The sequence below is a fragment of the Egicoccus halophilus genome (assembly GCF_004300825.1).
GTDB classification, from domain to species: domain Bacteria; phylum Actinomycetota; class Nitriliruptoria; order Nitriliruptorales; family Nitriliruptoraceae; genus Egicoccus; species Egicoccus halophilus.
On record NZ_CP036250.1, the window covers coordinates 978,656 to 991,282 of the forward strand.

Consider the following 12,627-nt stretch of genomic DNA (forward strand, 5'->3'; position numbering starts at 1 on the left):
CCCACCAAGGAACAACGAACGACGGCGGCCACGGCCCTTCTCGCGGAGGGCCGTGGCCGCCGTACGAGGTGCTCAGTGGGCGGCGGTGAGCTGCCCGGTGAGCCGCTCGTGCAGCTCGGCACTGTGGTCGGAGAGCCCCACGATCGTGGCGGGCACGCCGCGGGCGGCGAAGCGGGCCACGATGCCGTCGAGCACGACGACCGCCGACGAGTCCCACACCTCGGCCTGGTGCAGGTCGATGACCACCTCGTCGACCGCTTCGGTGACGTCGAACTCGTGCACCAGCTGGTTGGCGGAGGCGAAGAACAGCTCGCCCATGACCACGTAGCTGCGGACGCGCCCGGTGGGGTCGAGCACCCGGAACATCCGGGCGTGGTGCGCGGCCCGGCGGGTGAAGACGACCATGGCGAGCAGCACCCCGGCGATCACGCCGTAGGCGAGGTTGTGGGTGACGACGACCACGCCGACGGTGACGAGCATGACCAGCGTCTCGGTCTTCGGCGTCCGTCGCAGCGTGTTGAGCTTGAGGCTGCTCCACTCGAAGGTCGCGACGGCCACGACCACCATGACGGCCACCAGCGCCGCCATCGGGATCAGCGCCACGAGGTCACCGAGCAGCAGGATCAGCACCAGCAGGAACACGCCCGCGGACAGCGTCGACAGGCGCGTGCGTGCACCGGAGCGCACGTTGATCATCGACTGGCCGATCATGGCGCAGCCGGCCATGCCGCCGAGGAACCCGGTGGCGACGTTGGCCAGGCCCTGCGCCCGCGACTCGCGGCCCTTGTCGGACGGGGTGCCGGTGACGTCGTCGAGCAGCTGCGCGGTCAGCAGCGACTCGAGCAGGCCGACGAAGGCGAGGGCGAGCGCGTAGGGCGCCACGATCTGCAGGGTCTCGAGCGTCAGCGGGACCGCCGGGATGCCGAGCACCGGCAGCGTGTCGGGGAGCTCACCCATCCCGCCGACGGTCGGGACGCGCACGTCGAAGGCGACGGCGACGGCGGTCAGCGCGACGATGGCGACCAGCGGCGCCGGAACGACCCTGGTGATCCGCGGCAGGGCGTACATGATCGCCAGGCCGCCCGCGACCATGGCCCACACGGCCCAACCCTCCTCGACGACGTAGGGCAACTGGGCGAGGAAGATCAGCACGGCCAGGGCGTTGACGAACCCGGTCATCACCGTGCGCGGCACGAACCGCATCAGGTTGCCGATGCCGAGCCAGCCGAGCACCAGCTGCAGCACGCCGGTGACGACGGTGGCGGCGAACAGGTACTCGACCCCGTGCTCGCGCACCAGCGGCACCATCAGCAGTGCCATCGCGCCGGTCGCGGCGGAGATCATCGCCGGACGACCGCCGGCGAACGCGAGGATGATCGCGATGGAGAACGAGGCGTAGAGGCCGACCTTCGGGTCCACGCCGGCGATCAGCGAGAAGGCGATGGCCTCGGGGATCAGGGCGAGCGCGACCACCAGGCCGGCGAGCAGCTCGGTCCTGGGGTCCTGCCACCACTGTTCGCGCAGGCGGGCCGACCGCGGGCGGGGGTCGGCGGTGGTTCGGGAGCGGATCTGCGGCACGGGGGTCTCGCAACGTACGGGCACGCGCGGCACACAACCCTGGCGGGATCCATGGCGAGCCGCGGTGCGACGAAAGGGGAGCAACGTCCGTGGGTCCCCAGAGCGGCTGCCAGCAGGATCTCGATCCGGACGCCGCGCGACCGTACCGGAGCGCCGGTGGCGGCAGGCCGGGCGGGAGGATGGGAATTGGTCGGGGGCGGGGGCGCTGCGGGCTACCTTCGATGCCGACGGTGCCGCCACCTCGACCGGCGACGGGCACGAGGCTGCTCCGGGGGCGCCGGAACGAACCCGTCCGTTCTCTTGCAGGAAAGACACCATGGACCCGCAGCGCGAGGCGGCACGGCGGCGCACGTTCGCCATCATCTCGCACCCCGACGCCGGCAAGACCACGCTGACGGAGAAGTTCCTCCTCTACAGTGGCGCGATCCAGGAGGCCGGTGCGGTCAAGAGCCGCAAGGTCGAGCGCTCCACCGCCTCCGACTGGCTCGAGCTCGAACAGAAGCGCGGCATCTCGGTCAGCTCGGCGGTCATGCGCTTCGAGCACGACGGCCACGTGTTCAACCTGCTCGACACCCCGGGACACCGCGACTTCTCCGAGGACACCTACCGGGTGCTCTCGGGCGTGGACGCCGCGGTGATGGTGATCGACGCCGTCAACGGGGTCGAGCCGCAGACCGAGAAGCTCTACGCGGTCTGCCGCCGCCGCGGCACGCCGATCATCACCTTCGTCAACAAGATGGACCGCCCGGCTCCCGAGCCGCTCGAGATCCTCGACGACATCGAGGCCAAGCTGGGCATCGACGCCCACCCGGTCACCTGGCCGGTGGTGCCCGAGGGCCGGTTCACCGGAGTCGTCGACCGCCGGGACGCGAGCTTCCACGCCTACGGCGACTCCGCCCACGGCAGCCGGGCCGGCGCCGAGTCGTCCGAACCGTGGCGCGACGCGCTCGACCCGTCCGGCATGGCGGGCGAGGAACTCGCGCTGCTCGACGAGCTCGGCAAGGACGTGGACGTCAAGCGCTTCCTGGCCGGGGAGTCGACGCCGGTGTTCTTCGGCTCGGCCCTGGCGAACTTCGGCGTCCGGCTGCTGCTGGACGCGGTCGCGGGACTGGCCCCCCCGCCGGGTCCGCGCGAGACGCGCGACGGCGACCGCCGCGCGATCGACGACCCGTTCTCCGGCTTCGTGTTCAAGGTGCAGGCCAACCTCGACCCGCGGCACCGCGACCGGCTCGCGTTCGTGCGGGTGTGCTCGGGCACCTTCGAGCGCGGGACCGCCCTGACCTGCGCCCGCAACGGCAAACGGGTGGTGGCCAAGTACGCCCACCAGGTGTTCGGCCGCGAGCGCGAGACGGTCGACGTCGCCTACCCGGGGGACATCGTCGGCCTGGTCAACGCGACCGACCTGCGCATCGGCGACACGCTCTTCGACGGCGCCAGGGTCGAGTTCCCGCCGCCGCCGACGTTCACGCCCGAGCACTTCTCGGTGTGCACGCCGGCCGATCGCAGCAAGGTCAAGCAGTTCCGCCGCGGCCTCGAGCAGCTCGACCAGGAGGGCGTGATCCAGGTGCTGCGTCACCCCGACCTCGGCGACCAGGAGCCGTTGCTGGCGGCGGTCGGGCAGCTGCAGTTCGACGTCGCCACCTGGCGGCTCGAGCACGAGTTCGGTGCGCCGGTCCGCCTGCGTGCGGCGACCTACGAGTCGGCCCGGGCCACCGACGAGGCCTCGGTTCCCAAGCTGCGCACGCTGCGCGACGTGTCGGTCTACTACCGCTCCGACGACGTGCCGATGGCCCTGTTCCGCAGCCGCTGGGTCGCGGAGCGGGTCCGTGCGGACCACCCCGAGCTCCGGCTGGACAACGTCGTCTTCAGCTGAGCTCCCACCGTCGGGCGACGAGCGTGCCGGGCGGTGGTGGGGTCACCAGACGGGGACGTGGCGGCGGGTCGGTGCCGGCACGTCGCCCGCCGCGGCCGCGAGCGTGGCGACGAGCCGGTCGCGGGTCTCGGCCGGGTCCACGACGTCGTCGATCTCGGCGTAGGTGGCCACGTTGAGGCCGCTCGCGTTCGCCTGCGCGGCGGCCACGAGCTCGCGCTCCCGCGCGGCCCGCTCCTGCGCGTCGGGGATCGCCTCGAGCTCCCGACGGAAGCCGAGCCGGACGGCCCCCTCGAGTCCCATGGGTCCGAGTTCCGCGGTCGGCCAGCCCAGCGTCACGACCGGCGCCCGCAGGGAGCCGCCCAGCATCGCCTGGGCCCGAGCCCGTAGGCCTTGCGCAGCACCACCGCCAGCAGCGGCACCGACAGGTTCGCCCCGGCGAGGAACAGCCGGCCGAAGCGGCGTACGCCCGCGGCCTCCTCGGCGTCGGGGCCGACCATGAACCCGGGCGTGTCGCACAGCACCACCACCGGCAGTCCGTGCGCGTCGCACAGCCCGAGCAGCCGTGCGGCGGAGTCGGCGCCGTCGGCGTCGATCGCGCCGCCGAGGTGCGTCGGGTCGTTGGCGAGGATCCCGACCGGGCGTCCGCCGAGTCGGGCCAGCGCGGTGACCATGCCGGGCGCGGCGTCGCGCCGCAGCTCGAGCACGCTGTCGACGTCGGCCAGCCGCTCGACGATCGCGCGCACGTCGTAGACCTGCTTGCGGTGCTCGGGGACGGCGTCGCGCAGCGCGGCCTGGTCGGCGGCGGTGCCGGTCGCGTGCGGTCCCTGCAGGTGGCCGAGGTAGCGGCGGGCGACCGCGGCGGCCGCGAGCTCGTCGTCGACGAGCACGTCGACCGCCCCGGTGCGGGCGTGCATCGACGCCGGACCGATGTCGTCGGCGTCGACCCGCCCCAGACCGCCACCCTCGATCATCGCCGGGCCGGCCATGCCCAGGCGCGCCGAGCGGGTGGCGATCACGACGTCGGCGCAGCCCGCCAACGCGGCGTTGCCGGCGAAGCAGCGGCCGTTGACCACCGCGACCAGCGGCACCTGGCCCGACAGTCGCGCGAACGCGCCGAACGTGGTCACGTCGAGCCAGGAGGCGCCCAGGCCGTCGGTGTCGCCGGGCCGGCCACCGCCGCCCTCGGCGAACACCACCAGCGGCAGACGCAGCCGCTCGCACAACCCGAGCAGGCGGTCGAGCTTGGCGTGGTTGGTCTGGCCCTGCGTCCCCGCCAGCACGGTGTAGTCGTAGGCGGCGACGGCCACCCGGGAGCGTTCGGGGTCGAGCCGGTCGGCGTGGACCGTGCCGATGCCGGTGACCAGCCCGTCGGCCGGCGTGCTGGCGAGCAGGTCGTCGAGGTCCCGCCGGCGCCGCTGCGCCGCGACGGCCAGCCCGCCGTACTCCACGAAGCTGCCCGGGTCGAGGAGTGCCGCGACGTTCTCCCGGGCCGTGCGCGAGCCCTGCGCGTGTCGTCGGGCCACGGCGTCGGGGCGCGCGTCGTCGCGCAGGCGGGCGCGTCGCTCCCGCAGCCGGGCGAGGTCCTGCCGGTCGGGGACGTCCCCGTCCCCGGTGTCGGAGACCGCCGTGTCGGTAGCCGGGACGTCGGTAGCCGGGACGTCGGTTGCCGGGACGTCGGTTGCCGGGACGTCGGGAGCCGGGACGTCGGGAGCCGGGGCGTCGGCGGCCTCGAGCGGCGCCAGCCGGACGAGCGGCGTCCCGGCCTCGACCAGCGCGCCGAGCTCGACCAGGACGGCGTCGACGGTGCCGTCCGACGGCGCGGTCACCGGATGCTCCATCTTCATGACCTCGACGGCGACGAGCAGGTCGCCCGCGGACACGGTCCCGCCGGCCGTGACCGCGATCGACGTGACGGTCCCGCCAACCGGACTCTCGACGCCGCGTGTCGCCATGCCCTGCCTCCCGCTCGGCCGACGAGGCTAGACCGGCTGGCGTTCGACGGATCTCGTCCGAAGCGGTCGCGACGGACGGTTACGATCGACCGCTTTCCCGCCTCCGGACCTGCCCCTCCGGTGCGCACCTCCTCCTCGGGCGCCCCGCCCCGCTCCCTCGACGGTCTGCCCGTGCTCGCACCCCTCCCGCCCCGCCCGTCCACCCGCTTCTCCGGGTGGCGCATCGTCGTGCTCGCCGCCATCGGCCTCGGGATGACGGGCCCGGGCCAGACGGCCGGCGTCAGCGTGTTCGTGGACCACCTGATGGCGGGCCTCGACCTGACCCGCTCGCAGGTCTCCACGGCCTACCTGGTCGGCACGCTCGTCGGTGCGACGACGATGCCCCGCATCGGGCGCCTGCTCGACGAACGGGGCTCCCGCTTCGCCATGGCGGTCGTCGGCGGGCTGTTCGGCGTCATGCTCGCCGCGATGTCGGGCGTGGTCGGGCTCGTCACGCTGACGATCGGGTTCGCCGGCATCCGGATGTTCGGGCAGGGCGGCCTGAGCCTGGTGTCGACCACCTCGGTCGCACCGTGGTTCGACCGGCGGCGGGGGTTCGCGATCGGCGTCGCCACCGCCGCGGGCGGCGGACTGCTGTCGCTGGTCCCGATCGTCTCGGCGTACGTGATCGAGATCACCGGTTGGCGGCTGGCGTGGTTGGTGCTGGCCGTCGCGGTGTGGGCCGTCGTGCTGCCCATCGCCCTCGGTGGGCTGATCGACCGTCCGGCCGACGTGGGCCAGCACGTCGACGGGGTCCCGACCGACGCGGGGGACCCCGCGGGGCGTCCGGCCACCGGGCCCGCCTTCACCCGGGCGCAGGCCCTCAGGACCCCGATGTTCTGGGCGGTCTCGGGTGCCGTCGCCACGACCGGCATGATCGGCACGGGCCTCGCCTTCCACCAGATCGACCTGCTCGGCGAGCAGGGGCTGACCCCGGTCGAGGCGGCGGCCAACTTCCTGCCGCAGACCGTGGCTTCGATCGGTGCGACGCTGCTCGTCGGCAGCATGGTCGACCGCTTCGCGGCCCGGTGGGTCCTGCTGGTCTCCATGCTCGCCATGGCCGGGGCGATGGTGGCGGTGCCGTTCGTGTCGCCGGGGTGGTCGGCGGTCGGCTACGGCATGCTCATCGGCGCGGCCGGTTCGTCGGCGCGGGCGCTGGAGGCGGCGTCGTTCCCGAAGCTGTTCGGCATCCCGAACCTCGGGGCCATCCGCGGCGTGGTGGCCTCCATCAGCGTCGCCTCGACGGCCTTCGGCCCGCTGGCGCTGTCCCTGGGCCGGGACCTCACCGGCAGCTACGTGCAGGTCCTGCTCGCGCTGCTCGTGCTCCCGCTCGGCATCGCGGTGTTCGGCCTGTTCGCACCCACCCCGCGTCCCGCCCCGGACGCCGCCCGGCCCGCGCAACCCGGACCCCGCGACGACCTCGGGTCGTGACGTGGGCCGCGGTCACATGACCAGCCGGCCGGGGCGCGCTCCGGGCGGCTGCGTACGTTGCGGACGCCGTCCTGCCAGGAGCCCGCATGTCCGGTCGCGTCCGAGTCCGTTGCGCGTCGTCCCCGGCCGGTGATCAGCCGGCGTGGAGCGCGTCGACGTCGGCCCGCCCGGCGCGGACCCGCCCGGTGCGGCGGCTGACGGCCGCGGCCGCGCTCGGCCTCGCCCTGGTGGCGTGCGACCCGGCCGAGGAGGAACCGGACCCGGTCGACGACCAGGCCACCACGCAGCCGGACGCGCCGGTCGTGGACGACGAGGTCGTCGAGGGTGGCGCCGCCGCCGGGGTCGACCTGCCCGAGCTGGTGCGCGAGGTGGCACCGTCGACCGTCGCCATCGAGTTCGTCGCCCAGCAGGGCGGCGCGGTCGGGCAGGGGGCCGGCAGCGGCGTGGTGTGGGACGCCGAGGGCCACATCGTGACCAACGCGCACGTGGTCGAGCCGGCGCAGGGGATCACGGTGGTGCTCGCCGACGGGTCGCGCTATCCCGCCGAGGTGGTCGCCAGCGACGTGCGCACCGACCTGGCGGTGCTGCGCATCGAGCCCGACGAGCCGTTGCCGCCGGCCCGGTTCGCGCAGGACCTGCCCGAGATCGGCGCGCTCGCGCTCGCGCTGGGCAACCCGCTCGGGTTCCAGAACACGGCCACCAGCGGCATCGTCTCGGGCGTCGAGCGCTCGCTGCCCACCGCCCCGGACGGGGGACCGGCACTGGTCGGGCTGATCCAGACCGACGCCGCGATCTCGTCGGGCAACTCCGGCGGCGCCCTGGTCGACGCCGCCGGCACGGTGATGGGGATCAACGTCGCGGTGGTGGACGGGCCACAGGGGCAGGCGGTCGCGCAGGGGCTCGGGTTCGCGATCCCGTCGACCACCGTGCTCCCCGTGGTCGAGCAGCTGATCGCCGACGGCGTGGTCGCCCATCCCTACCTCGGCATCCAGGGCGTGGGTCTGACCCCGCAGCTCGCGGAGCGGTTCGGCATCGGCCGGGAGGTCGGGGTGCTCGTCGGCGCCGTGGAGGAGGGCGCGCCCGCCGCGGAGGCCGGACTGACCCAGGGCGACGTGATCGTCGCGATCGAGGGCGAGGACACCGACAGCCTCGGTGACCTGCTCGGCGCGCTGCGGCAGTACGACGTCGGCGAGAGCGTGACGTTGTCGGTGGTCCGCAACGGCGAGGAGCAGGAGATCGACGTGACGCTCGACGAGCTGCCCGACGCTACCGGGTGAGCCCCGGGTCAGCCGACCATCGGCCAACGCCGCGGCTGGCCGGCGGCCGGTGTCTACGGTCTGCTCGTCGGGTACACGACCGATGGACCTCCTCGTGGCCAACCGGCTCGCCGACCAACGCTCGCCCTATCTGCGTCAACACGCCGACAACCCGGTGGACTGGTATCCGTGGGGGGAGGAGGCGTTCGCCGAGGCACAGCGCCGTGACGTGCCGATCTTCCTGTCCGTCGGGTACAGCGCCTGTCACTGGTGCCACGTGATGGCGCACGAGAGCTTCGAGGACGACGAGATCGCCGCGCTGCTCAACGAGCGGTTCGTCAACGTCAAGGTCGACCGGGAGGAACGTCCCGACGTCGACGCGGTGTACATGCAGGCCGTGACGGCGCTGACCGGTTCCGGCGGCTGGCCGATGAGCGTGTTCCTCACCCCGCACCAGGGGCGTCCCTTCTACGCCGGGACCTACTGGCCCAAGCGCCCGGTGCGCGGCATGGCCTCGTTCCCCCAGGTGGCCGCCGCGGTCAGCGACGCCTGGAGCGAACGGCGCGAGGAGGTGCTGGAGTCGGCCACCTCGATCGCGACGGCCCTCGACGAGCACCGCGAGGCCAGCCTGGCCGACGCGGTCGACCTCACCGTCGTCGACGACGCCGCCCAGCTGGTGCTGGAACGCGCCTGGGACCGGGAGCTCGGCGGCTTCGGGCGGGCGCCGAAGTTCCCCCAGGCGATGACCATCGAGTGGCTGCTGGCCCGCCACGCCCGCACCCGCGACCCCGACGCGCTCGCCGCGAGCGTGCAGGCGCTCGACGCGATGGCCCGGGGCGGGATCCACGACCAGCTCGCCGGCGGGTTCGCCCGCTACTCGACCGACGCCCGGTGGCTGGTCCCGCACTTCGAGAAGATGCTCTACGACAACGCGCTGCTGCTGCCGGCCTACGCGACGGCGGCCGCGCTCACCGGCGGCGAGGACCTCGCCCGGGTCGCGCGTTCCACCGTCGACTACCTGCTCACGGAGCTGCGCACCAGCGGTGGCGCGTTCGTGTCCGCCACCGACGCCGACTCCGAGGGCGTCGAGGGCCGCTACTTCGTGTGGTCCCACGACGAGCTGGTCGAGGTGCTCCAGGCGATCGACGCCGACCCCGACCGCTGGACCGCCTTCCTCGGCGCCACCCCGAGCGGCAACTGGGAGGGCACCAACGTCCTGCACGAGCCGGTGCCGCGCCAGCGCTTCGCCGAGCAGCGCGGGCTCGACCCCGACGCCTTCGACGAGCAGTGGCAGCGGGTGCGTCTCGCCCTGCTGGAGCGTCGCACGAGCCGGGTCCCCCCGGGCGTCGACGACAAGGTCCTCACCAGTTGGAACGCCTACGCCGTGCGGGGCCTGGCCCGCGCCGGGCGGCTGCTCGACGAGCCCGGCTGGGTGCTCGCCGCCACCTCGACCGCCAGCTTCCTGCACGAGCACCTGGTGGTCGACGGCGAGCTGTTCCACTCCTGGCAGGACGGCCACGTCGGCGCTCCGGGCTTCCTCGAGGACGTCGCCGGCCTCGCGCTCGCCGACCTGGAGCTGTTCCAGGCCACCGGGGAGCCGGTCTGGTTCGCGCGGGCGCTCGCGCTCGCCCGCGACGCCGACGAGCGGTTCCACGACGACGCGGAGGGCGGCTGGTTCCAGACCGCCCACGACGCCGAGGCGCTGTTCACCCGCCCCAAGGACACCTGGGACAACGCCACCCCGGCCGGCACGTCGGTGATGGTCGAGGTGTGCCGGCTGCTGGCCGGCGCGACCGGGGAGCTGCACTGGCGCGAACGCGCGGACGAGGGGGTGCGGCTGTTCCAGGACGGCGCCCGTCGCTCGCCCACCGGCTACGGGTGGCTGCTCCGCCAGCTCGAGGCCCTCGCCGGCGGCGAACGGGAGGTCGCGATCGTGGGCGCGCCCGGTCCGCAGCGCGACGCGCTCGCGCGGGTCGCCAACGCCACGCCCCGTGCGGGACTGCTGGTGGTGGTGGCCGAACCGGACCACGGCGACGCCGTCCCCCTGCTCGCCGGTCGTGGGCCGGTCGACGGCGCCCCGGCCGCCTACGTCTGCCGGGGCCTCGCCTGCGAGCGTCCCGTCACCACCCCCGAGGATCTCGCCGATCTGCTCGCCCAGGAGCGCACATGACCACGGACCCGACGCCCGAGCCGACGCCACCGGTCGCCGAGCCGGCGCCACCGACCGCCGAGCCGACGTCGACGTCCGCCGACGGGAGCATCGTCGACTGGGGGGAGCGCAGCGAGCGCTGGGCCGGGGTCCGCAGCGAGACGATCGACCTCGCCGGGACCGCCGTGCACACCCTGTGGGCGGACGGCCCCGAGGACGGCACGCCGCAGCTGCTGATCCACGGGCTCGGCGGATCGGCCACGAACTGGATCGAGGTGATGCCCGGGCTCGCCGAGCGCGGGCCGGTGGCCGCCCCGGACCTGCCGGGGTTCGGCACGACCGAGCTCCCGCACCCGCGGGCGAGTCGCATCCCGGCCAACGTGGCGTTCCTGCACGCGTTCCTGCGCAAGCTCGGCTGGTCACGCGCGGTCGTGCACGGCAACTCGATGGGCGGGATGCTCGCCGTCCTGCTCGCCGACCGGGCGCCCGAACGCGTCGAACGGCTCGTGCTGGCCTCGCCCGCGCTGCCGACCGCACGCGCGAAGATGTACAAGATCCATCCGGCGACGCTGCTGCGGTTCGTGCCGTTCCTGGTGCCCGGCGTCGGCTCGCTGGCGGTCCGGGCGATGCAGGCCCAGCTCAGCCCGGAACGCGAGTGGGAGCAGACCGCGAAGTTCCTGCACGGCGACCCGGAGCGCGTGCCGCCGGAGCTGCAGGCGATCGGTCTCGAGAACCTCGCCGCCGGACGCGACGACGCCTGGCGGCGGGAGGGGCTGGTCGGCGCGGCCGAGTCGCTGGTGTCGGCGATGCTGCGCTCACGCGAGCTGGTGCAGGCCGTCGAGGAGATCCACGTGCCCACCATGGTGGTGTGGGGCGACGCCGACCGCCTCGTCGGACGGGCGGTCATCGACGCCCTCGAACAGCGGCGCCCCGACTGGCAGCTGACCTCGCTGCCGGCCGTCGGGCACGTGCCGATGGCGGAGGCGCCGAGCGAGTACCTCGACGCCGTCCGCCGGTTCCTCGACGCGGGCTGACCGCGGCGCCGACGGTGCGCAGGGTCAGGCGCGTTCGTCGCCGACCGAGGCGATCCAGTCGCGCACGGTCGTCGTCGCACGCTCGGGGGCCTCGTACTGGGGCACGTGACCGACGTCGTCCCAGACGTCCACGGTCGCGGTGGGCAGCGCCGCCTCGACCCGTGCCGCGTAGCGGTGGCGGACCAGCCGGTCCCGGCTGCCGAAGACCCACAGGCTCGGCGTGCGCAGCGTCGACAGGCGCGTCCAGTAGCAGCGTCGCCCCCCGGCCTTCTCGGCCCCGAGGTGACGGGCACAGGCCAGCAGCGCCAGCCGGGAGGCCGGGTCCTGCAGGGAGCGCCAGGTGTCCTCGGTGGCGGCCCGCAGGTTGGCCTCCGGCAGCCGGTCGGGCTCGCAGAACAGCTCGCGGATGCCGGCCTCGACCCATTCGCGCTTCAGCGGGAGCGGCGCGGCACCGAACCAGTGCGGGCGGGTGAAGCGCAACAGTGGCCCGAACCGTTGGTACTCGTCGAACGCGACGGCGGCCCCGAGCCCGACGACGCTCGCCACCGTCTCGGGGTGTCGCATCGCCAGCTCGACCGCGATCCGACCGCCCATCGAGTTGCCGACCACGTGCACCCGGCGCAGGCCGGTGCTGACCAGGTAGCCGTGGACGACGTCGGCCATCCACGCCATCGTGTAGCGCTTGCCGGTCGGCAGGGGCTTGTCGGACTTGCCGAAGCCGGGCAGGTCCAGCGCGTGGACCTCGTGGGCGTCGGCGAGGCCGTCGAGCAGGGGCAGGAACGAGACCTTGTTGGCCCCCAGGCCGTGCAGCAGCAGCACCGGGGTGCCGGAGCCGGCGACGAGGGACTCGAGCTTCACGCCCTTGACGGTGGTCTCCACCGTGCGCAGCAGGCGCCGCGCCTCGGGCCCTGGCGCGAACATGGTCTCGAAGCGGGCGGCGAGGTTGAGGTCGCCCTCGACCTCGATGCGGTCGGCCCGGAACGCGGCGACGCCGTCCTGGCGGCCCGAGACGAGGTCGAGCCAGGTCGCGGCGTCCGTGCGCAGGCAGGCGTCGGGGTCCGCCTGGGCGCCGGGCGAGACCAGGATGTTGCCGTCGCGGACGTGGAACGTCGTCGCCCCGACGGGGTGGTCGTGCAGATCGATGACCCACCGCGCGTCGAGGCCGCGGGCCTCCTCGGGCTGGAAGCGTTCGGCGAGGTGCAGGAAGGCGCCGCGCACGTCGTCGGTCGCGGGGGCACGCAGGGTGAGCGGCGACGCGCCGTCGGGGACGGACGGCGCCCCGGTGGAGTTCGCGACGGTCATGGCGCAACACTTC

Annotated in this window: 7 protein-coding genes and 1 pseudogene; 5 read left to right on the plus strand and 3 right to left on the minus strand. The window is 74.0% G+C overall.

Annotated features, from left to right (window positions below):
• Positions 1-72: 72 nt before the first annotated feature.
• Entirely contained in the window at positions 73-1,578 is a 1,506-nt protein-coding gene (locus tag ELR47_RS04520; RefSeq protein ID WP_205745441.1) for a SulP family inorganic anion transporter, read from the minus strand.
• A 316-nt stretch (positions 1,579-1,894) separates the two neighbouring features.
• Here ELR47_RS04520 and ELR47_RS04525 point away from each other — a divergent pair, with 316 nt between their 5' ends.
• Positions 1,895-3,451, plus strand: coding sequence for a peptide chain release factor 3 (locus ELR47_RS04525; RefSeq protein WP_130648814.1), 1,557 nt, complete (start codon positions 1,895-1,897; stop codon positions 3,449-3,451).
• A gap of 42 nt (positions 3,452-3,493) precedes the next feature.
• Here ELR47_RS04525 and ELR47_RS04530 read toward each other — a convergent pair.
• Positions 3,494-5,403 (minus strand): annotated as a pseudogene (locus tag ELR47_RS04530) (carboxyl transferase domain-containing protein).
• A 171-nt stretch (positions 5,404-5,574) separates the two neighbouring features.
• Between ELR47_RS04530 and ELR47_RS04535 the strand changes: the two are divergent.
• From ELR47_RS04535 to ELR47_RS04550, 4 genes are all read left to right on the plus strand, one after another.
• Positions 5,575-6,873 carry an MFS transporter gene (locus ELR47_RS04535; RefSeq protein WP_165403840.1) on the plus strand — a complete coding sequence of 433 codons (1,299 nt, stop codon included), beginning with the start codon at positions 5,575-5,577 and terminating at the stop codon, positions 6,871-6,873.
• 185 nt (positions 6,874-7,058) lie between these two features.
• Positions 7,059-8,150, plus strand: a complete 1,092-nt coding sequence (locus ELR47_RS04540; RefSeq protein ID WP_165403841.1) for a S1C family serine protease — start codon at positions 7,059-7,061, stop codon at positions 8,148-8,150.
• Positions 8,151-8,232: 82 nt separating this feature from the next.
• On the plus strand, positions 8,233-10,299 hold the full coding sequence (locus tag ELR47_RS04545; protein WP_130648817.1) for a thioredoxin domain-containing protein: 2,067 nt from the start codon (positions 8,233-8,235) through the stop codon (positions 10,297-10,299).
• Positions 10,296-11,312, plus strand: coding sequence for an alpha/beta fold hydrolase (locus ELR47_RS04550; RefSeq protein ID WP_130648818.1), 1,017 nt, complete (start codon positions 10,296-10,298; stop codon positions 11,310-11,312). Before ELR47_RS04545 ends, ELR47_RS04550 begins: the two co-directional genes overlap by 4 nt.
• A gap of 24 nt (positions 11,313-11,336) precedes the next feature.
• Here the strand turns inward: ELR47_RS04550 and ELR47_RS04555 are convergent, their stop codons facing one another.
• Positions 11,337-12,614: an alpha/beta fold hydrolase gene (locus ELR47_RS04555; RefSeq protein ID WP_130648819.1), complete on the minus strand. Its 1,278-nt coding sequence runs from the start codon at positions 12,612-12,614 to the stop codon at positions 11,337-11,339.
• Positions 12,615-12,627: the final 13 nt, after the last annotated feature.

What these genes read in the sequence shown, in the direction of transcription:
- ELR47_RS04525 (WP_130648814.1), top strand. Translation starts at nt 1,895, where the DNA reads ATGGACCCGCAGCGCGAGGCGGCACGGCGGCGCACGTTCGCCATCATC.
- ELR47_RS04545 (WP_130648817.1), top strand. Translation starts at nt 8,233, where the DNA reads ATGGACCTCCTCGTGGCCAACCGGCTCGCCGACCAACGCTCGCCCTAT.
- ELR47_RS04550 (WP_130648818.1), top strand. Translation starts at nt 10,296, where the DNA reads ATGACCACGGACCCGACGCCCGAGCCGACGCCACCGGTCGCCGAGCCG.
- ELR47_RS04555 (WP_130648819.1), bottom strand. Translation starts at nt 12,614, where the DNA reads ATGACCGTCGCGAACTCCACCGGGGCGCCGTCCGTCCCCGACGGCGCG.